The 19,131-nt window shown below is 68.1% G+C and carries 17 protein-coding genes; 8 read left to right on the top strand and 9 right to left on the bottom strand.

The window, feature by feature from the left end:
- Window positions 1-76 precede the first annotated feature (76 nt).
- Complete coding sequence (locus tag HD592_RS10885; protein ID WP_246430023.1) at window positions 77-1,063, bottom strand: hypothetical protein; 987 nt, start codon at window positions 1,061-1,063, stop codon at window positions 77-79.
- 123 nt (window positions 1,064-1,186) lie between these two features.
- On the opposite strand from HD592_RS10885, the gene HD592_RS10880 reads away from it, so the two are divergent.
- Window positions 1,187-1,558: a sterol carrier family protein gene (locus HD592_RS10880; RefSeq protein ID WP_184454075.1), complete on the top strand. Its 372-nt coding sequence runs from the start codon at window positions 1,187-1,189 to the stop codon at window positions 1,556-1,558.
- Window positions 1,559-1,655: 97 nt separating this feature from the next.
- Here the strand turns inward: HD592_RS10880 and HD592_RS10875 are convergent, their stop codons facing one another.
- Window positions 1,656-1,916 carry a DUF4235 domain-containing protein gene (locus tag HD592_RS10875; RefSeq protein WP_184454073.1) on the bottom strand — a complete coding sequence of 87 codons (261 nt, stop codon included), beginning with the start codon at window positions 1,914-1,916 and terminating at the stop codon, window positions 1,656-1,658.
- Between the two features lie 137 nt (window positions 1,917-2,053).
- Between HD592_RS10875 and HD592_RS10870 the strand changes: the two genes are divergently transcribed.
- Entirely contained in the window at window positions 2,054-3,187 is a 1,134-nt protein-coding gene (locus HD592_RS10870; protein WP_184454071.1) for a substrate-binding domain-containing protein, read from the top strand.
- Between the two features lie 109 nt (window positions 3,188-3,296).
- Here HD592_RS10870 and HD592_RS10865 read toward each other — a convergent pair whose 3' ends face one another.
- From HD592_RS10865 to HD592_RS10855, 3 genes are all read right to left on the bottom strand, one after another.
- Complete coding sequence (locus HD592_RS10865) at window positions 3,297-4,616, bottom strand: DUF4921 family protein (RefSeq protein ID WP_184454069.1); 1,320 nt, start codon at window positions 4,614-4,616, stop codon at window positions 3,297-3,299.
- Window positions 4,617-4,685: 69 nt separating this feature from the next.
- Window positions 4,686-5,096 (bottom strand): ACT domain-containing protein, encoded by a 411-nt coding sequence (locus tag HD592_RS10860; RefSeq protein ID WP_184454067.1) that lies wholly within the window; start codon window positions 5,094-5,096, stop codon window positions 4,686-4,688.
- A gap of 77 nt (window positions 5,097-5,173) precedes the next feature.
- Window positions 5,174-6,022: an aldo/keto reductase gene (locus tag HD592_RS10855; protein ID WP_184454065.1), complete on the bottom strand. Its 849-nt coding sequence runs from the start codon at window positions 6,020-6,022 to the stop codon at window positions 5,174-5,176.
- A gap of 110 nt (window positions 6,023-6,132) precedes the next feature.
- On the opposite strand from HD592_RS10855, the gene HD592_RS10850 reads away from it, so the two are divergent.
- The gene (locus HD592_RS10850; protein WP_184454063.1) at window positions 6,133-7,233 is read left to right on the top strand and encodes a sialidase family protein; all 1,101 of its coding nucleotides are present in this window, start codon (window positions 6,133-6,135) and stop codon (window positions 7,231-7,233) included.
- 19 nt (window positions 7,234-7,252) lie between these two features.
- Here HD592_RS10850 and HD592_RS10845 read toward each other — a convergent pair whose 3' ends face one another.
- Both HD592_RS10845 and HD592_RS10840 read right to left on the bottom strand, forming a co-directional pair.
- Window positions 7,253-9,271, bottom strand: coding sequence for an ABC transporter ATP-binding protein (locus tag HD592_RS10845; RefSeq protein WP_184454061.1), 2,019 nt, complete (start codon window positions 9,269-9,271; stop codon window positions 7,253-7,255).
- Window positions 9,268-11,007, bottom strand: a complete 1,740-nt coding sequence (locus HD592_RS10840) for an ABC transporter ATP-binding protein (protein WP_184454059.1) — start codon at window positions 11,005-11,007, stop codon at window positions 9,268-9,270. Before HD592_RS10840 ends, HD592_RS10845 begins: the two co-directional genes overlap by 4 nt.
- Window positions 11,008-11,181: 174 nt before the next feature.
- On the opposite strand from HD592_RS10840, the gene HD592_RS10835 reads away from it, so the two are divergent.
- The 4 genes from HD592_RS10835 to HD592_RS10820 all read left to right on the top strand — a co-directional run bounded on the left by HD592_RS10835 (window position 11,182) and on the right by HD592_RS10820 (window position 15,994).
- Window positions 11,182-11,877, top strand: a complete 696-nt coding sequence (locus tag HD592_RS10835; protein WP_184454057.1) for a hypothetical protein — start codon at window positions 11,182-11,184, stop codon at window positions 11,875-11,877.
- Window positions 11,878-11,979: 102 nt separating this feature from the next.
- Window positions 11,980-12,579, top strand: a complete 600-nt coding sequence (locus tag HD592_RS10830; protein WP_184454055.1) for a PadR family transcriptional regulator — start codon at window positions 11,980-11,982, stop codon at window positions 12,577-12,579.
- Window positions 12,576-13,289, top strand: a complete 714-nt coding sequence (locus tag HD592_RS10825; protein WP_184454053.1) for an ABC transporter ATP-binding protein — start codon at window positions 12,576-12,578, stop codon at window positions 13,287-13,289. Before HD592_RS10830 ends, HD592_RS10825 begins: the two co-directional genes overlap by 4 nt.
- Window positions 13,286-15,994, top strand: a complete 2,709-nt coding sequence (locus HD592_RS10820; protein WP_184454051.1) for an FtsX-like permease family protein — start codon at window positions 13,286-13,288, stop codon at window positions 15,992-15,994. The genes HD592_RS10825 and HD592_RS10820 overlap by 4 nt, the downstream gene beginning before the upstream one ends.
- A gap of 42 nt (window positions 15,995-16,036) precedes the next feature.
- Here the strand turns inward: HD592_RS10820 and HD592_RS10815 are convergent, their stop codons facing one another.
- Together HD592_RS10815 and HD592_RS10810 are read right to left on the bottom strand one after the other, a co-directional pair.
- Window positions 16,037-16,549 (bottom strand): RNA-binding S4 domain-containing protein, encoded by a 513-nt coding sequence (locus tag HD592_RS10815; RefSeq protein WP_184454049.1) that lies wholly within the window; start codon window positions 16,547-16,549, stop codon window positions 16,037-16,039.
- A 34-nt stretch (window positions 16,550-16,583) separates the two neighbouring features.
- Window positions 16,584-17,390, bottom strand: a complete 807-nt coding sequence (locus HD592_RS10810; RefSeq protein WP_184454047.1) for a MerR family transcriptional regulator — start codon at window positions 17,388-17,390, stop codon at window positions 16,584-16,586.
- A gap of 136 nt (window positions 17,391-17,526) precedes the next feature.
- On the opposite strand from HD592_RS10810, the gene HD592_RS10805 reads away from it, so the two are divergent.
- The gene (locus HD592_RS10805; protein WP_184454045.1) at window positions 17,527-19,098 is read left to right on the top strand and encodes an aspartate:alanine exchanger family transporter; all 1,572 of its coding nucleotides are present in this window, start codon (window positions 17,527-17,529) and stop codon (window positions 19,096-19,098) included.
- Window positions 19,099-19,131 lie beyond the last annotated feature (33 nt).

The raw sequence follows: 19,131 nt of genomic DNA, 5'->3' as shown, positions 1-19,131 counted from the left end.
ATCCCGAATTGCGGATCCGATGCGGGATCAGCGGTGATGAAGACGGCGCATCAGGGCCGACGGCGATCTGCGAGGATCAAGGGCGACGGAGGCTGCGGGCGACGACGCGGTCGCGCATCCAGCGGGCGAACTCCAGACCCACCGAACCCAGGATCATCGCGATCACGAGGGCGATGACCGCAGGAGGGTAGTCCTTGCCGTGGAGCCAGAAATAGATGTACGGCGCCATGAAGGTCACGATCGTGACCGTCAGCCCCAGGAGGCGCATCCGGAGCGTCCGGCCCGCGATCATCGTGAGGACGCCCCAGGTGTAGGGGATCGCCGTGAAGATGTCGATCGACCAGAGCACCCAGACCTTGCCCGTGAAACCGGGGACGAGCGCAACGGGGAGCGCCCGCAGGGACGAGTACACGAAGACCACGAGGTAGGCGATCACCCGGGGATTGATCGCGAGACGAGCGAGGCGGGAACGCTCCCGGATCGCCACGGCACCATGACGGAGGGCCTCGATCACCGCGCTCGGGGCGCGCAGGGAATCGGCGTCGTGAAGGACCCGGCGCAGAAAGGCGGAGCGCGCACGATCATGCGACCAGGCGCGCACGAGCTCCAAAGGATTCAATGCGAGCGGCAGGCGCCCGTCGGGCGCGGAGGCGCCGGCGACTTTAAGGATGCCCGGGCCGAAAAGGCGCTCGAGGCGCGGCAGGGACTCGGGCGAAGCGGTTGCCAGCCACAGGCAGCAGCGCCGCTCCACGGCGTCACGGAGACGATGGCCGAGGGCGCGCCCCCAGGAATTCGGCGAGAGGACCGCGTCGGGGTGCTCGAGGGCGAAGTCGTCGATGTCATCGAAGATCTCAATGCGGCGCAGGGAGATCTCACCGACCCGGTCGGCGCCCGCGAGCGCGCGCAGCACCTCGGGGTCCCATTCGGCGCACGGAATGCGGGGGGAATCGATGAGGGAGCCGGAGGTGAGAAGACGCTCGGGAAGGGTGAGGGCGCGGGAAGGGGCGTGGGGCTCTTCGATGGTGTTCGCCGGCATGTCGATGGCCGTCGCCTCGCCGCTCATCGTCCCTCCTTCATTCGTCGACGCGGATCGCTGCACCTCTACTGTGCACCATCATTCTCCTCGCGCATATGGGGGAGGTCCCGCATTGAGCCCCGATCGGCTCAGGATCTTATGATGTCACCCATGGCGAGGAGACGGATCGACCCCGTGGAGGGCATGGCGGCGGTTGAGGCCTGGGGGTGCGATCCCGAGTCGGCATCGCGTGGAACACTGCTGACCGCCGTGCGCTTCACTCTTGAAGAACTCGAAGCCCTGCATCCCGGTCGCGCCGTCGAAGTGCGGGTCCCTCCCGCGGGCGCGGTCCAGATCCTGCCGGGGACGACGCACCGGAGGGGAACGCCTCCGGCCGTCGTGGAGACCGGCATGCAGGTGTGGCTCGGGCTCGCGACGGGCGGGATCCGATGGGAGGACGCGATCGGGGACGGCCGCGTTCAAGCCTCCGGCGAACGGACCGATCTGACGGAGCTGTTCCCGATCCTGGACCCTCCGCGATGACGCGAATCGCCGGTCCGCCCGGGCGCGAATGCTCCTGAAAGGAGGCCCGGAAGCGCGCGAAGGGATCCCGGGGATCCCGAGAAGGCCCTGAAGGGGCTCAGGCCTCCAGGCTCTTGGGGGCGGACGGTCCCCAGAACTTCTTCGCCGAACGCAGCGCGTACCGCTGAGCGATGGCGACGACGGCGGCCGAGGCCGCGGCGAAAATGACGAGCGAGGCGAGCGCCGCCTCATCGTCGTCCTCGCGGGGAGCCTCATTGCCCGTGGCCAGACGCCAGCCGATTTCAGCGATCTTGCTCGCGCCCATCGCTGCGACCGCCGCCGCTCCCGCGCTCGCGATCTTCCAGCCGAGATCTTCCATTGCGATTCTCCTCGTTCATTCGGGCTCCGGAGGTGCCGATACCCCATCATGCCCTAGGGCGACGCCTCGGCGCACTCGTGCCGGTCCCCGGCGGGCCGTAAAATGACGAGGTTCCACATGTCGCCGAAGGAGTCCCGATGATCCAGATCCGCAGGCCGCTCGCGATCGCGGCGGCCCTCCTCCTCGGCGGGGCGCTCGGGGCGTGCACGCCCTCCGTGTCGGCCTCCTACGACGGAGCCGATCCTTTTGCGGAGCCGATCGTGCCCGGGATGCTCGCGGAACAGCCCCAATCGAAAGGCCCCGGCGCGCTCGGAGCGCCCGCGCCCGAACGCGGCTCGGGAACCGTCGTCATCGCCCTCGCACCGGGTGTCGAGTTCTCAGAGGAAGCGCTTTCGGCGTTCCGGACCGCCACGGGATTCACTCCGCAGACGGTGACGCTCGGCTCCGATGAGGAGGCGGCCGAGGTCGAGGCGGACCTCGTCATGGGACTCGACCTGCTCGGACTCGATACGGTCCGCGGCGCCCTGAGCGAAGCGCCGCCCTTCGAACTCAGCTATCCGGAGGGCGTCGGAGGGGTGATCGCGGGCGCAATGCCCTACGGGCGCGACGATGTCTGCGTCCTCGCGGACTCGGGATGGATTTCAGCCGGGCAAAGGCGCATTCCGGAGGGCTTCGACGGCCTCAGCGACGCGAATACCGGCTTCCTCCTCGCCGTGCCCGACCCCGCCTCGACGAAGAGCGGCGCGTTCTTCCTCCTCGGGGCGGCTTCGCGCGTGAGCGGCGACCTGGACGCGTGGGCGCGCGCCCTGAAGGGCTCCGGCGCATTCATCGGCGCTCCGGATGAGGCGAAGGCGTCGTGGACGGTCCTTGAAGAAAACGGCGAGGCGGCCCAGTCCGCGCCCTCTCACCGCCACCCGCTCCTCGTGGCGCCGATGAGCACGATCGTGGACACCACTTCCACCCCGGGCATTGAAGCGAGAGCCCATCCGCTCCCGGCCACCTGCGTCGAGCGCTACCTGTTCGCCGCCGAGCTCGCGAATGCGACGAACCCCTCCGGGGCCCGCTCCTTCCTCGCCTGGCTCGAAGGCGGCCAGGGGCAGAACGCCCTCGCCGAAGCGGGCGAGGTCTACCCCCTGGACCCCTCGAGCGTGGAGAACACCCCCGCGCACTGGTTCCTCACCCCGATGGCGGACGCCGTCCCGCTGACTCCGATGGATGCGGCGGGGCTCGCGGATCGACGCGCGACCTGGAGCGGGGCGGCCGCGGGCTGAAGTCCGAGGCCGGTGGGCCCGCGCCCCCTGCTGAGGCCGCCCGCATCCGACCGGCCGCTTCCCGGGCCTCCGTGCGGCTCAGTCTTCGGGCGGTCAGCCTCCCGGCGGCTCAGCCTTCGAGCATCCCCGGATCGACGCGGCACTCGGCGCCGAGGCGCATCGGAGCGATCGTTCCGGCCTCGCGCATCTCGTGCAGCCGGGGGAGGACCTTGTCGACCACGGTCCACGGATCGATCGTGTTGAGGTAGATGCGCGTCCCGCCCTCGAAACCCGCAAGAGTCGAGATCCGCCACTTGAGGAGGATCCTCCACCGCATCGGCGTGCGGACCGTCGGCGGCCGGTGGTACCACTCCTCGTTGCAGGGCACGTCGGCGCCGGTCGCGGCGTGCATGGCGTGGAGGATGTCGGACACGCCGCGCATCTGCTCCGCGCTCGCCTCCCACGGGTTGATCGGGGAGTGTAAGGGCCAGATCGCGATGCCCGGGAAGCGGTGGCCGAAGCCCGCCATCGCGACCGCGTGATCGTTCTGCGCGATGAGGAGCTTGCGCGTGGCCGCGACCTTGAGGATCTCCTCGTAGATATCGGGCTGGGAGCGCAGACGGTTGAGCTCGGCCTCGGTCTGCACTGCCAGGTCGTCGATGGCGACGAGCTGCTTGTGCAGATGATCGAAGGAGGCTCCCGCGGGTTTGAGCCAATTCTGGAAGGTCGCGACGTAACGGACGTTCGGGTCGAGGCCGTAGAGGTCCTCCATCGACCGGGCGGTGAAGTCCGTGTACCGGTAGTGCTCTTCGGGGGTGAGGGTGCCCGAACCCGCGAGCTGGGACTCGTCGGTCGCGCCGTCCGCGTAGTGGCGTTTCGCGATGATGATGTCGTGGCCGCCGGAGAAGAACCCGTTCGCGTGCCCGAGCATCTGCGAATCGCTCATCGCGGAGATCTCAGCGTCATCGACGCCCGAGGCGAGGAGGCGCGAACGCACCACGGACATGACGTGGTCGTAGCCCGTGGGGGAGGCGAGGTACTCGGCCATCCGCCGGTGCTCGGCCTCAGAGGGGGTGTGCCCGTGGTTGAGATGCCAGTAGTTGTAGGAGACGATCTCGAAGAGGTTCGGGATCCGCCGGAACTCGGCGGTCGTCTCGGAGAGGGCTTCAGCGGGAAGGCCCGAGAGCTCACGCCAGTCGCCGTGATCGTCGAGGACGAGGCGGGACTTCTCCGGCGGGGTCTCGAGGTAGCGGTGCTCGCAAAAGGCGCAGTGCCCCCCATCGCGTCCGTGATCGATCGGTCGGACCTGGGCATCCGGTACCGAGAGGGGCCGGTTCCCGCGACCCGGAACCGTCCACACCTCCGTTCCGGTCAAGAGGTTCTGCTGTTTAACCGTGCCGTCCGCCAGGCGCACGATGGCGCGGTCGGTCCGCGAAAGCTCCTTCGCCATGGGGCCGAGTCTACCCCGGCGGCCGTTGAACGCCAGGTGGGGCGCCCCGAAGCCCGCGCCCGCCTCGTCTCAGAGGCGAGGCAGCCAGCCGCGCGCGTTCTTCCCCAGGTCGGCGAGGAGCTGCGCGGCCTCATCCGCCCGATCCGCCTGGACGAAGAAGTGGTCGTGCCGGGTGCAGGCGATCGCATTCGCCACGATCGAACGGGCCGAGAGGACCTGAGCGATCGTCGCGGTCACGCCGATCGAATCCAGGTCCGCGTCGAGGCCGAGCGACAGGTGCGCGTAGGTCTTGTCGACGGGCAGGCCCGCCGCCTCGGCCTCGGACTTCTCGAGGACGACGGTGTACCGGTCCTCATCGCGAATCACTGCGAAGGGATCGGTTCCCGCGGGCACCTCGTCGACGAGGGCGAACACGTACTCGCCCTGGGGCACGGGCGCGAGAGTGGCGAGCATCCGGTCAAGGGGCTGATCTTCAGACATGCGCCCGAGGGTAGCGCGAGTGCCCTCGCGAGGACACCCTCGTCCCACTCGGTGACATGCCGGGGCGGATCGCCTTCTCAGAGTCGATTCATCGTGTCCGGGTGAGAACCGGTGCGCCCGGCCTCGCCCTCGTCGAGCGCGTCGATGCGGGCGCGAAGGGAGTCCGCAAGCGTGAAGGAGAAGACGTCGAGGTTCTCCGCCTGGCGCGCAGGCGTCACCGACTTCGGGAAGACGATGTCGCCGCGGTCGAGCGCCCAGCGCAGCGCCACCTGCGGCCCGGTCCTTCCGATCGAGGCCGCGATCCGGGCCAGTGCGGGGTCCTTCGCCGCGCGCCCCCTGGCCAATGGCGACCATGCCTGCGTCGTCATGCCGTGAGCGCGGGCGAAGTCGCGCACCTCGTTGTTCGGGAAGAAGGGATGCGCCTCGACCTGGAGGACGTGGGGTGCGACTTCCGCAGCGTCCAGGACCCTCTCGATGTGCTCGATCGTGTAGTTCGACAGGCCGATCGCGCGGGCGCGGCCCTGGGCGTGGAACTCTTCGAGCACGGGCCAGGGCAGAGCCACATCCCCGTCGTACAGGGTCGGCAGGGGCCAGTGGATGAGGAAGAGGTCCACGTAGTCGGTGCGCAGATCGGCCAGGGTCTTGTCGAATGAGGCGCGCGCGGCGGCGGGCTCGTGGTTGCCGTTGTCGAGCTTCGAGGTGATGAAGAGCTCCTCGCGGGGCACGCCGGAGTCGGCGATGGCCCGTCCCACTTCCGCCTCGTTCCCGTACATCTGGGCCGTATCGATATGCCGATAGCCGAGGGCGAGGGCGCTGGAGACGGTCTCGTAGACGCCGCTCGTCACCTTGTAGGTGCCGAAGCCGAAAACCGGGATCGGCGCGCCGGTGGGGAGGGTGATCGAGAGTTTTTTGAGAAAACGTGTCATTTCGCTTCTTTCGTGTAAAATGATGGAACTGGATGACTTTCAGCTTAGTCAATAAGCATTTTATACTCAGATAAGTACGTGTAGAGGAATCGAAGGGAGAGCATTCTTCCATGCGCATAATCAATTTAATCCGACGCGGTGATCCTTTCCCCGGCTCAGCCTTCCAAACCCCCCTCTATCGGATCCCTGCGGTGACAATTGCGGGCAATAGGATCCTCGTCGCCTTTGATGTTCGTGCTGATTGGCGTGACCTCCCAGCAGATTTCGATATAGCTCTTGTTTCTTCCGATGATGAAGGGAAGAGCTGGTCTTCGCCAATGGTGTTACGCCGTCACGAGCCCGGACACGGATTCGGGGACGCGGCGCTTACGTATGATCCATTCACGGACCGGGTGTTTTGCTGGTCAGTAGGCTCGATGGGAGAGTCATACTTCTCTGCGGTTGCGGGTGGAGCAGGCCTGGAGCTTTGGCTCTCGGTTTCTGACGATCATGGTCAGACCTGGAGTCACAGAGATCTTTCCGAGTTGCGGCCCGATGGAGTTGCGGGGATGTTCACCGCTTCGGGTACAGGTACCATTCTTCCTGACGGTCGTCTTGTCCAGCCTTTCGTTGCAAGGATCAACGATGAAGATTACGCAGTGTGCGCAACATCTTCAGATCATGGACAGACATGGACACTCGGCACTCCGCTTGGCCCCGGATGTGACGAATCGAAGGTGATTGCTCTTTCAAACGGCGAGGTCCTGCTCCATGCGCGCTCCGCACCCAGACGCCGTTCTGCTCGCTCGAAGGATGCTGGTGCGAACTTTACGGCTCCGCGAGTTGAGGAAGCGCTCGTTGACCCGGGCTGTAATGGCGGGCTCGTGCGTATCGGTGATGTCTTCCTTGCCTCGATGTGTTCCTCTCCCGTAGAGAGGTGCCGTCTCTCGGTTCACGTCTCTACGGATGAAGGAGAATCCTGGTCTGAGCCGATCGTCGTTGATGAAGGGGCAGCTGCCTATTCAGCGCTCGCTGCGCTCGACGAAAACAGGGTTGTCCTTGTGTGGGAGGCCGATGACTATGAAGCGATTCTTGCTGCGGTCATCAGCCTTGACGAGCTCGGTGTGCACAGGGAAGACGGCGTAACGTATTGGGATTCGACCAGGGTGACACTTTCGCCGCGTCGTGGCTTAGGTTCAGCAAAATCGCCAATTGTCAACACTACGTGTTGAGGGCTGGGGGCGGCCATACTTAAACGCTACCCCCGCTAGGACCCGCGAACTGCGCATTGTAGAGGCGCGCGTAGGCTCCGTCGGCGGCGAGGAGGTCCTCATGGCGCCCCATCTCGACGACGTCCCCCTCCTCCATCACGAGGATGAGGTCGGCGTCGCGGATCGTGGAGAGCCGGTGCGCGATGACGAAGGCCGTCCGCCCCTGCCTGAGGCTGTCCATCGCGCGCTGGACCAGCACCTCGGTCCGGGTGTCGACCGATGAGGTGGCCTCGTCGAGGATCAGGATGTCCGGATCGGAGGCGAAGGCCCGGGCGATGGTGAGCAGCTGGCGCTCGCCCTGGGAGATGGTGTCGCCCTCATCGGACACGCGGGTCTCATAGCCCTTGGGGAGCTGGCGGATCAGCCGATCCACGGCCGTGGCCCTCGCGGCGGCGACCACCGCGTCATGATCGGCGTCCTCCGCGCCGAAGGCGATGTTCTGCTCGATCGTCCCGTCGAAGAGCCACGTGTCCTGCAGGACCATGCCGATGTGGGATCGCAGAACGTCGGTGTCGAGGCGGGCGATGTCCGCCCCGTCGAGATAGATCGCGCCCGAATCGAGTTCGTAGAAGCGCATGAGGAGGTTGACGAGGGTCGTCTTTCCCGCACCGGTGGGGCCGATGATGGCGACCATCTGGCCCGGCTCGACCGTCAACGACAGGTCCTTGATGATCGGGGTCCCCTCCGTGTAGGAGAAGCGCACGCGGTCGAAGACGACGCGGCCGGCGACGTGCTCGCCCCCTTCGCCCGGCGCCTCCTGCCCGCGCGCCTCGGCGAGTGAGCGCGCGCCCTCGTCGAGTCCCATCTCCTCGGCGTCGAGGAACTCGAACACGCGCTCGGCGCTGGCCACGCCCGACTGCAGGGAGTTCGCCATCGAGGCGAGCTGACCGATCGGCTGGGTGAATTGGCGCGAGTACTGGATGAAGGCCTGGACGCTGCCGAGGGACATCGAACCGCCCGCGACCATGAGGCCGCCGCCGACGGCGACGATCACGTAGGAGATGTTCGAGATCATGTTCATCACCGGCATCATGAGATTCGAGATGAACTGGGCGATGAAGCCCGAGCGGTACAGGCGCGTGTTCGCGCTCGCGAAGGACTCGTTGAATTCATCCTCGAGGCCGTACAGGGCGAGGACCTCGTGCCCGGAGATCGCTTCCTCAACCGTGTTGGAGACATCCCCGGTCGAGGCCCACTGCTGGCGGAACTGGGGTTGGGCCCTCTTCATGAGGAGGCCGGCGAGCATCCCCCCGAACGGGATGACGAGCAGGGCGAGGATCGTGAGCCTCCACGACAGGGTGATCATCATGACGAAGATGCCCAGGATCGTGAGCACGGCTTGGAAGATCTGGGAGAGCGTCTGATTGAGGACCATCGAGATGTTGTCGACGTCGTTGGAGACGCGCGACATGAGGTCGCCCCGCGAGTTCTGGTCGAAGTAGGACAGGGGGAGGCGCTCGATCTTCGTCTGGACCTTCTCGCGCAGGCGCCATCCGAGATTCTGAATGGCGATGCGCAGGATCCATCCGCCGATGAAGGAGATGACGGCCGAGCCGATGTAGATCGCGATGCAGATGAGGAGGACGCGGCCGAGGGCGTTGAAGTCGATGCCCTGGCCGGGGGTGATGTCCATGGCGGAGAGGACCTTGGCGAAGTCGCCCCGACCGGCTGCTTCGAGCGAGGCGATCGCCGCATCCTTCGAGGGGAAGGAGGCGATGGCCTTGGAGGCGACCCCGTTGAAGATGATGTCGGTGGCCCGTCCGAGGACCTTGGGCGCCGTGACGGAGAGGCCGACGGAGATCAGGGACGCGAGGAGCGTGAGGGCGACGAGCCATCGGTCAGGTCGGAGTTCGCCGAGCAGGCGCTTGAGCGATCCTGTGAAGTCCTTCGACTTCTCGACGGCGCCCATGCCGCCGGGCGGGCCTCCGTGGGGTCCGCCCGGCTGGGTGCGCCGGGAGTTCTGCCGGGTTGAAGTTGAAGAAGTTGAAGGGGTGCTCATGCCGCGTCCTCCTCGAAGAGTTGGGAGTCGACGATCTCCTTGTAGGTGGGGCAGGTCTCCATGAGTTCGCGGTGGGTGCCGCGGCCGATGATCCTGCCGGAGTCGAGGACGAGGATCTCGTCGGCGTTGCGGATCGAGGCGACGCGCTGGGCGACGATGAGGATGGCCGCTCCCCGGGTGTATTCGGGCAGCGCCAGGCGGAGTCTGGCATCCGTCGCGTAGTCGAGGGCGGAGAAGGAGTCGTCGAAGATGTAGAGGTCGGTGGCGCGGTAGAGGGCGCGCGCGATGGTGAGGCGCTGGCGCTGGCCGCCGGAGAAGTTCGCGCCCCCCGCGTCGACCACGTGGTCGATGCCGTCGTCGAGCGAGCTGACGAATTCCTCAGCCTGCGCGCCTCGCAGCGCCCATTCGACGCGTTCGCGCTGTGCGGCGTCGGGTTTGCGCGTGCCTGAAACGGTTGAGGCGATCGTGCCGGAGAAGAGGTAGGAGTGCTGGGGGACGACGGCGATCCGTTCGCGGACTTCGCTGATCGGCAGGTCCGTGAGCGCCACTCCGGACGCCGTGATGCGGCCGGAGCTCGGATCCATCATCCTGGGCAGGAGGTTGACGAGGGTCGTCTTCCCGGAGGCCGTCGCTCCGATGATCGCCGTGGTCGTCCCCGGTCGCAGGGTGAAGGAGATGTTCTCGAGGACGGGTTCTTCCGCGCCAGGGTAGCGCAGGGCCGCGTCCTCCAGTGCGAAGGTCCAGCGTCCCGAGGGCGCGGCCGCCGCTTCGATCGGATCGGTGACCGAGGGGGCGTGGTCGAGCACGTCGACGACCCTGGTGGCGGCGACGTTCGCCCGGGGGATCATCACGAAGATCATCCCGGCCATCATCACGGACATGGAGATCATCGTGACGTAGGTGATGTAGGCGATCATGGCCCCGACCTGCAGGCCGCCGGAGTCGATGAGGATTCCCCCGTACCAGATGACGCCGACGATCCCCAGGGAGATGACGACGGTGACGGCCGGGAAGAAGAAGGAGAACCAGGTGCCGATCGACATGGCGGTCGTCCGGAGCTTCGTGTTGGCGTCCGTGTAGCGTCCGCGGATGAAGGCCTGGCGGATGAATGCCCGGATGACGCGGATGCCGGTGAGCTCCTCGCGCAGCACGGTGTTCATCGTGTCGATGCGCTCCTGCTGCACTTCGAAGAGGGGCGTTAGGTGCTTCATGACGAAGGCGACGACCGCCGTGAGGACGGGAACGAGGATCGCGAGGACGATGCCGAGTTGGAGATCCTGTCGCAGGGCCATGATGACGCCGCCGATCCCCATGATGGGGGCGACGATCATGACGGAGAAGGAGAGCATGACGGTCTGCTGGACCTGCTGCACGTCGTTCGTGGAGCGGGTGATGAGCGAGCCGGTGCCGTAGGCGTGGACGTCCTGAGATGCGAAGCCGTGGATGTGCTGGAAGATCTGTTCGCGCAGGTGGGCGCCGAGGGACATCGCGAGGCGTGCGCCGAGGTAGATGGCGAGGGCGGTGCAGATCATTTGGGCGGCCGCGATCGCGAGCATCTCGATGCCGAGGCGCCAGATGATCGAGGCGTCCCCCGTGGCGACGCCCTCGTCGATGATGCGGGCGTTGAGGTTGGGGAGTTGGAGGGAGGCGATCGTCGCCGCGATCTGGAGGACGATGACGGCGAGGAGTTCCCAGATGCGTTCTTTGAGATGGCGCCACGATAAGGAGAAGAGCATCACGCCTTCTTTCACATAATGCGTTTCGGGCTGCGTGCGGCTGGTCGGGACGAGCCGAGCGCCTAGATTTTCAGGTTCCTGAAAAGCTTAGTGCGCGGAGAGGGCGCTTGTCGTCCGCGAACCCGGAAAAGGGCGGGAGTTCACACTCGGGGCGCGGGGGCATACAGTGACCGCATGTCGCCCCCACCCAAACCGCGTACCGCGGCATTCAGCGATGCTCAGATCGTGGCGGGATTCTGGCTCATCGCCGCCACCGTTCACGCGCGCTCCCTCGAGATCGACGACCGTGCGGGGGATCCCGAACTGGAGGAGGCCCTAGAGGCCCTCGTCGGGGCGCACGGCCTGGAGCGCGAGCACATCCGCGAAGCGATCCCGAAGATCATCGCAGCCAGGCGGGCGGCGGCGCGCGGAGAACTGCCGCCGGTGTCCGCCGCGAAATGCGACCTCGCGCGGGCGGCGATCATCCGCCTGAGGGGAGCGGAGTCGTCCAAGGGCGCGCTGCTGTGGCCGACCGCCTCGCGAACTATCGCCGTGCGCGTGGGGGGAGGCAACTGGAACGACGCGCTCATCGCCCTCGGTCTCCCCGCAGGCGGACGAGGGCGGGCCCAGGGCTCCGGGCGCTTCAACGCGGAGGTGATGGCGGGCGTCCTCGGCGAATACGCCGCCTGGTGTCGAGGAGAGGGGAAGGCCCCGACCTTCGGAGGCTACAGGGCGTGGTCCGAGGCGCGCCGCGCCGAAGGCCGAGACGACGTGCCCTCCGCGGCGACCATCCGCCAGAGGTGCGGAACCTGGTCGGCCGCTCTGGAGCTCGTCGGCGGGGCGCTCGAGTCCGGGGCCGATGCGGGAGGGGCCTCGTCCTCTCGGGTGTGAGACGCGGCGTGCATGCGCAGGTCTGCGCGACATCTCGCCGATATCGCGCTAAAGTTCAACCTCAGATAAGAGCAGTCCCGATCGCTGGAACTCTGGAGCACCATGTCCGTCCGCAACGCACTCCTCGCCCTCGCCGCGCAGCGTCCCGCCGGCGTGTACCGCCTCAAGCAGATGTTCGAGGACCAGACCTGCGGCGCCTGGCCGCTGAACATCGGTCAGGTCTACCAGACCATGCAGCGCCTCGAGCGCGACGGCTCGGTCACATCGCATCACGAGACCAACGGCGGCCGCGACTCCGAGGTCTTCGAGGTCACCGAGGCGGGCCGACGGATCCTCGAGGAGTGGTGGTCGACCCCGGTCCCGCGCGAGAACTTCGGACGCGATGAGCTCGTCATGAAGCTCGCGGTCGCCGCGGCGGATCCGAGCGTTGATGTCGCGGGCCTGATCCAGACGCAGCGCCGCTCGACCCTGAGCGCCCTTCGCGACGTGACCCGCCTCAAGGCGAGCGCCGACGACGATGAACTCGCATGGAAGCTCATCCTCGAGCGCCACGTCTTCGACCTCGAGGCGGAACTCAACTGGCTCGACCACATCGAATCGGGTGCGGTGTCCGAAGCCGCGCGCCGTGCCGCCTTCGCCGCTTCGAAGGCGCGCGTCCCGCGTCGCTTGGCGCGCAGCTCCGCATCTGCTCAGGCCCGATGATCCTCGGGCCCGTCCCGGTGCGATTCGTCGGCGTGAGCCACGGATACGGCGCCGGAAACACGCGGGTCCGAGCCCTGACGGCAGTCGACCTCGAAGTCGGGGTCGGTGAACTCGTCGCCGTCATGGGCCCTTCGGGATCCGGGAAGTCGACCCTCCTCGCCCTCGCCGGCGGTCTCGAACGGCCCGACGAGGGCGCGGTCGTGATCCACGGGACGAACATCTCCGACTTGCCCTCCGCCGAGCGCGCCATCGTGCGACGCCGCTCGATCGGCTACGTCTTCCAGGACTTCAACCTCATTCCTGCCCTCTCGGCCGTCGAGAACGTCGCGATGCCGCTCGAGCTCGACGGGATCGCAACCGCGAAGGCCCGCGTCGCCGCCCTCGCCGCCCTCGAGGAAGTGGGGGCCGGGGCGATCGCGGACCGCTTCCCCGATGACCTGTCCGGCGGCGAGCAGCAGTGCGTCGCGATCGCGCGCGCCCTGGTCGGCCGCCGCTCGATCCTTCTGGCCGACGAGCCGACGGGCGCCCTCGACTCGCATTCGGGCGAGAAGGTGATGCTCGCCCTGCGGGAGCGGGTCGATTCGGGAGTCGCAGGCATTCTCGTCACTCACGAGGCCCGATTCGCGGCCTGGGCGGACCGGACGGTCTTCCTCCGCGATGGGAGGATCGCCGACTCTTCGCGGGCTGACCGAGTCGAGGATCTCCTGTGACAGGGCGCGAGAATCGCGCCCCCTCCCTGCGTTCCCTGCGCGTCCTGCGGCGGCGCTGGATCGTCGCCCAGCGGATCGCCCGGCGCTCGATCGCGAAGCAGCCCTCGCGCTACGCGGCGGCCATCGCGATCTTCGTCATCCCGATCGTCGTGGGCCTCGCCTTCGCGACCGTCTGGTCGACGAACGCGTCGCGCGCGGCCCTCATCACCGATTGGCTCGGCTCGGATGCCGAGGTCCAGGCCGTCGCTCTGAGGATCGCGGATTCGCCCCTCCCCCAGGACGAGATGGGCACCGTCGACGCCGTCGACACGAGATCGGAAGTCGAGGCGGAGGACGTCCCCGCGCTCCTCGAGTCGTGGATCCCCGAGGGCGATCGTCTCCTCCTCGTGGAAAAGATCGACGTCGCGCATCTCGCGAAGACGGGGACGAGCAAAGAGACGAACGTCATCGGCGCGTTTCAGACGGATTCGCCGTCCGCCCCAGGACTGCCCGAGGGGCTCGACGGGATCGAACTGAAGGCGGGTTCGGCGCTCATCTCCGAAGACCTCGCCGGTGAGCTCGATCTTCGAGTCGGAGACGAGATCTCGGTTTCGACGGGTTCGAACGAGGGCGCCTCCGTGCTGCGCACGGCTGAGGTCCGCGTCCGGGAAGTGGTGGACGGCTCCAGGGTGCTCGTCATGGGCGCCGGGTCCTTGGACCTCGCCACCTATGAGGTCGGCGAGGGGTCCACGACCTCCTTCTACATCGCGGGCCCCGAAGCGGTGACCTGGGAGGCCATCGACGAGCTCAACGAGTCGGGCTTCCTCGTCATGTCCCGCCAAGTCCTGTCCGAGATGGCGCTCGAGCAGGGCGTCGAATGGAGGGGCGGCTGGGAGTTCTTCGTCCTCCTCCTCGGCGGGATCCTCATCCTCATCGAGCTGGTCCTCCTCGTCGAACCGATCTTCGCCGTGTCGCAGAATCGCGCGACGCGGACGGCGGCGATCGTCCTCGCGATCGGCGGCGACCACCACGATCAGGGGCGCCTGATCATGGCGGTCGGCTGGTGGATCGGCCTGATCTCCTCGCTGTCGTCGATGCTCCTCCTGAGCGTCTTCCACCTGGTCTACGCGTACATGATCGGGGTGAACCCGCTGGTCCTGCCGCGCGCGCCGCTGGTCCTCGCCCTGTGCATGCCCATGATCCTCGGAATCGTGGCGGCGATCCCCTCGGCGCGGGATCTGGCGAGTATCGACTCCGTCGCCGTCCTTCGAGGCACGGCGCGCACTCCGTCGAAGCTCGTCCGGCGCACCCCGGTCTATCCGCTCGCGCTCCTGTCCGCCATCCCCGCGATGGTCGGTGCCGCCGCGACCGGTTCCCTCGTCCTGCTGGCGGTCGGGGTCGCCCTCTTCGAGGCCGGGCTCATCGGCTCGATCCCCTATGCGATCTCGAAGAGGTGGGGGTGGAGCGATGCCGCATCGCTCAGCGTCCGATTGGCGCTGCGCGATGCGATCCGGAACGGTTCGCGGACCCTGCCCGCGATGGGCTCCCTCATGACGACGAGCTTCATCGCGGCCGCCCTCCTCATCACCCTCACCTCCGCGAACGAGGCGGCGTGGAATTCCCAGGCCCACCTCGGCCCGCGGGGCGCGGTTCTCGTGTCGGATTCGGATCCTTCGGATTCGTCGCCGGAGGCCCGTCAGAGGCAGGAGGCCGCCGCGCTCGCGGTCGACGAGCTGCGCGGCGTGGAGCAGTCGGTGGAGCTCAACGGCATGCCCTGGGCCTCCACCGCGGCGGGTCCGGCTTTGATCGTGGAGGCGACTTCGCCCTCGGGGGGCGACCCGCTGTCCATCGCCGAGGGCGGGCGCGCCCTCGGAGAACTCGACTTGGCGTATCTCGTCGACGACGGGAGCTTCCTCAAGGCCTCGGGCCTGGTCTCCGGCGATGAGATGGTGAAGGCGATCGCGACCTTGAAGGAGGGCGGTGCGATTCTTCCCGACGCGTCCTACGTCGATGCGCAGGGCGGCGCGAATCTGCGGGCGCTCGACATGACGGCCTCCCTCGTCGCGGAGAGCAACGGCGAGCCGGAGATCCCCGATCCGACCATCGTGTCCGAACAGCGGATCCCGGCTTCCGCGTGGTCCGAGCTGAACATCATCGTGCTCTCGCCCGAGGCCGCCGATCGCTTGTCGCTTCCGGCGAAGCCCCTGGGGCGCCTCCTCATCCTCGACCGCCCGGTCGGGGCGCTCACGGCTTCAGCCTTCGAGGCGAGCATCGTCAAGGAGGTCCCGGGGAGCGCCGCCAGGGTCGTCCGTGAAACGACCGTGAACCTGCTCCTGCCGCGTCTGGCCGCCCTCGTGTCCCTGCTCGCCGCCGCGGGCACGATCGCCCTGGTCGTCGTGCTCGCGGCGAACGACATGAGACCCGATTTCGAGACGCTCGAGGCGATGGGGGCCTCCCGCGACCTGCGTCGGAGGGTGAGCGCCTACCAGGGGATCGGCATCGCCTTCGTCTGCATCCCCGTCGCGGTCCTGTCCGGACTCTTCGTCGGCGTGCTCTCGGTGGTCGCGATCGCCGAGTCGGGGCGCTTCTCGACCCTCATCGGGCTTTCGCCGGTGATCCCCGTCGCCGAGATCGTCGGGCTGCTGGTGGGGGCTCCCCTGATCGCGATGATCATCGCGAGGCTGGCGAGCCCGAAGGGGGCGGTCAAGCCCTCCCGCATCTCCTGACCCCCAGCCCGTCGAAGTCATCACCTTTGCCCGCCGAGGTCATCACCTTTCAACATCGAGGGGATCTCCGCTCACCGGGCGGTCGAGCCGGGCGCGCACATGCGAGTCCCGTCCTCGGAGCCTGTCGAGGTCCCGGCGCTCCCTCTTCGACGGGCGGCCCGTTCCCCGCTCGCGCCGGGCGACGGGGATCACCGTACGAGGGCGCTCCGGCGTCAGGTCCTCGTAGGCCGTCCGGGCCTGAGGAGCGCCGACGCGCTTGACCAGGAGGCGACGGACCCGCAGAACCTGGTCGAAGCCCTCGACCCGCAGGCGCACCTCGTCGCCGATCCTCACCTTCTGGGCGGCCTTCGCCGTATCCCCGTTGACCTTCACGTGCCCCGCGCGCGCCGCCGAGGTCGCCTGAGAGCGCGACTTCACGCGCCGAATCGCCCACAGCCAGGTGTCGACTCGAACGGAATCGGAGTCCGCGAGGGCGCCGCGCGGGATCTGCGGCTCCTCGGGGGAAACGGCATCGGCGTGCGCGCCGGGCGGGGTCGGGGAGGAGTCGTCGCTCATGCCCGAATCCTAGACGGGAGCCGCCCCCGGACGCTCAGTCCCAGGCCGCCGTCGCGGGATCGAGGCCGAGGGCGCGGGCGTTCTCCTCGATGACCGAGCAGAGCCACTGCGCGAGGCCGGGGGAGAGCTCCTCGTAACGGGCGCGGAAGCGGGGGTCCTCGCGGTACATGCGCGAGAGGATGACGTGCCGGGCGGGCGTGACCTCGTACCAGTCCAAGGCCCGGCGGTGCTGCTCGGCGAGCTCATTCGCCCTCGCTGATCCGGGCTCGGCCCCCTCGCGGAAGGCCGCGGCGAGCTCGGCCTCCACCCGGGCGAGCCGCGCCGCCGCAGCCGCCTCGCCCTCGGGGCCGCGCTCGGCGCGCGTGCGCTGCGCCTGCTCCCACTGCGCGCTCGTCCCCCAGCGCTCGCGGGCCTCGCCCTCGTAGGGGTCCTCGCTCCAGTCGCTTCCCAGGACCTTCGCGTCGTATTCAGGGGTCGTCATGCGCGTCTCCTTCGCGTTGATGAGCGCATCGACTGCGCCGAGCATCGCCTTCAGGCGTGAGATGCGCTCGGTGAGCAGCGCGCGCTGGCGGATGAGGTGATCGAGCGGAGAATCGGGCGCGTCGAGGGCCTCGGCGATCCTCGCGAGCGGCATCCCGGTCTCCCGGTAGACGAGGGCGTGCTGGATGCGCGCCACGTCCGCGCGCGAGTACAGGCGGTAGCCCGATGCCGAGCGCGTCGAGGGCGCGGCGACCCCCTCGTGCTCCCAATGGTGGAGAGCGCGGACGCTGAGGCCGACGAGGTCGGAGACCTCGCCGACGGTGTAGAGGCGCTCGGGGCCGTTGCTCTCCGCATCGATCATGGGACCAGCGTGCACCCTCACGCCGCGTGAGGGTCAAGTCCCCGGCGAAGAGCGCGCGCCCCGGCCTCCTCCGCCTCCCGGGCCCCGTTGCGCTCCTCATGAACGGGTCCGGGAAACGCGCGACTACTCTGAAGCCATGGGCTCCCTCCTCACGGCGAATCACCTCCTCACGCTCTTCGGCGTCGTCGGAATCGGCGCCGCCCTCGGGGCGATCCGCTTCGGCCCGCTCCGATTCGGCGCCGCGGGCGCGCTCTTCGTGGGGCTGGCCGTCTCGGCCTGGAACCCCGAAGCGGGGCAGGGCATGCAGATCGTCCAGCAGATCGGCCTCGCCTTCTTCGTCTACACGGTCGGCGTCTCCGCGGGCTCGACATTCTTCGAGGACCTGCGCAAGCAGACCTCCCTCCTCCTCACCTGCGTCCTCGTCTGCGTCCTCGGCGCGGGGATCGCGATCGGCGGCGGACGCCTCCTGGCGCTGCCCGAAGGCCTCACGCTCGGCCTGTTCACCGGCTCCCTCACGGCCGCGCCCGCCCTCGACGCGGCGACGCGGCTCACCGGCGATCCGCAGGCGGCCGTCGGCTACGCCTTCGGATACCCGATCGGCGTGCTCATGGGCATCGTCGTCGTGACGATGACCGTGACGCGCGCCTGGCGCGGCGAGAAGGACACCCCCTCCCTCGCGGGCGTCAGCTTGGAAACCCTGACCGTCCGCGTCGCCGAAACGGTGTCGACCAGGCGCGTGAAGGCATGGCGCGACCAGCGCGTGCGCATGTCCTACCTGCGCCGGGACGGGTGCACGCGGGTCGTCGTGCCCGGAGAGGACCTGCTCGAGGGCGATCTCGTGCTCCTCGTCGGAGAACCCGCCGATATCGAAGAAGCCGCCGCCGAGATCGGCGACCCCGTGCACGATCATCGCCTCGAGGACGACCGCTCCGACGTCGCCTTCGAGAGGATCGTCGTCTCGAACCCGGATCTCGCCGGGCGCTCGATCACCTCCCTCAACGTCGCGGCCCGTTTCGGCGCGGTGATCACGCGGGTGAGGCGGGGCGACCTGGACCTCCTCGCCCGCGACGATCTCGACCTCCAGCTCGGCGATCACGTCGCCGTCGTCGTCCCCACCGAGGAACTCGACGCCATCCAGTCCTGGCTCGGCGACTCCGAGAGGCGCGTCTCGGAAGTCGACGCGATGAGTTTCGGGATCGGCCTCGTCCTCGGGATGCTCCTCGGGGCGATTCCCTTCCCGGTCGGCCCGGAGACCACCTTCCAACTCGGTTCGGCCGCGGGCCCCCTCATCGTCGGGATGCTCCTGGGAGCCCTGCGGCGGACCGGCCCGATCGTGTGGTCGCTCCCCTCGGCCGCCAACCTCACGATCCGCCAGATCGGCCTCCTCCTGTTCCTGGCCGCCCTCGGTCTCAACGCGGGACCCGACGTCGCCGCGATGCTCGCGAGCCCCCTGGGCCCGAAGGCCGCGCTCCTGGGCGTCGTCATCACCGCCATCTGCTGCATCGCGCAGGCGCTGGGCGCGAGGATCGCGGGACTGTCCGCGCCGAGGGCCGCGGGCGGCGTCGCGGGATTCCTCGGGCAGCCAGCTGTCCTCCAGGCCGCCGACGCCCGGGTCGCCGACGAGCGGATCGAAGGGGCCTACGCGACCCTCTTCGCATTCTCGATCGTCGTCAAGATCCTCCTCGTCCCCCTGTTCACGATCATGTGACCCGGTAGGCGCGGAGCCGGGGAACCCGCGCGA

It is taken from the genome of Schaalia hyovaginalis, assembly GCF_014208035.1.
Classification (GTDB): Bacteria; Actinomycetota; Actinomycetes; order Actinomycetales; family Actinomycetaceae; genus Pauljensenia; species Pauljensenia hyovaginalis.
The sequence above is the reverse complement of the archived record's forward strand: the minus strand, read 5'-3'. Positions and strand labels throughout refer to the sequence as shown.

Coding starts and splice junctions, on each gene's coding strand:
- HD592_RS10885 (WP_246430023.1), bottom strand. CDS start 1,063: ATGAGCGGCGAGGCGACGGCCATCGACATGCCGGCGAACACCATCGAA.
- HD592_RS10880 (WP_184454075.1), top strand. CDS start 1,187: ATGGCGAGGAGACGGATCGACCCCGTGGAGGGCATGGCGGCGGTTGAG.
- HD592_RS10875 (WP_184454073.1), bottom strand. CDS start 1,916: ATGGAAGATCTCGGCTGGAAGATCGCGAGCGCGGGAGCGGCGGCGGTC.
- HD592_RS10870 (WP_184454071.1), top strand. CDS start 2,054: ATGATCCAGATCCGCAGGCCGCTCGCGATCGCGGCGGCCCTCCTCCTC.
- HD592_RS10865 (WP_184454069.1), bottom strand. CDS start 4,616: ATGGCGAAGGAGCTTTCGCGGACCGACCGCGCCATCGTGCGCCTGGCG.
- HD592_RS10860 (WP_184454067.1), bottom strand. CDS start 5,096: ATGTCTGAAGATCAGCCCCTTGACCGGATGCTCGCCACTCTCGCGCCC.
- HD592_RS10855 (WP_184454065.1), bottom strand. CDS start 6,022: ATGACACGTTTTCTCAAAAAACTCTCGATCACCCTCCCCACCGGCGCG.
- HD592_RS10850 (WP_184454063.1), top strand. CDS start 6,133: ATGCGCATAATCAATTTAATCCGACGCGGTGATCCTTTCCCCGGCTCA.
- HD592_RS10845 (WP_184454061.1), bottom strand. CDS start 9,271: ATGAGCACCCCTTCAACTTCTTCAACTTCAACCCGGCAGAACTCCCGG.
- HD592_RS10840 (WP_184454059.1), bottom strand. CDS start 11,007: ATGCTCTTCTCCTTATCGTGGCGCCATCTCAAAGAACGCATCTGGGAA.
- HD592_RS10835 (WP_184454057.1), top strand. CDS start 11,182: ATGTCGCCCCCACCCAAACCGCGTACCGCGGCATTCAGCGATGCTCAG.
- HD592_RS10830 (WP_184454055.1), top strand. CDS start 11,980: ATGTCCGTCCGCAACGCACTCCTCGCCCTCGCCGCGCAGCGTCCCGCC.
- HD592_RS10825 (WP_184454053.1), top strand. CDS start 12,576: ATGATCCTCGGGCCCGTCCCGGTGCGATTCGTCGGCGTGAGCCACGGA.
- HD592_RS10815 (WP_184454049.1), bottom strand. CDS start 16,549: ATGAGCGACGACTCCTCCCCGACCCCGCCCGGCGCGCACGCCGATGCC.
- HD592_RS10810 (WP_184454047.1), bottom strand. CDS start 17,390: ATGATCGATGCGGAGAGCAACGGCCCCGAGCGCCTCTACACCGTCGGC.
- HD592_RS10805 (WP_184454045.1), top strand. CDS start 17,527: ATGGGCTCCCTCCTCACGGCGAATCACCTCCTCACGCTCTTCGGCGTC.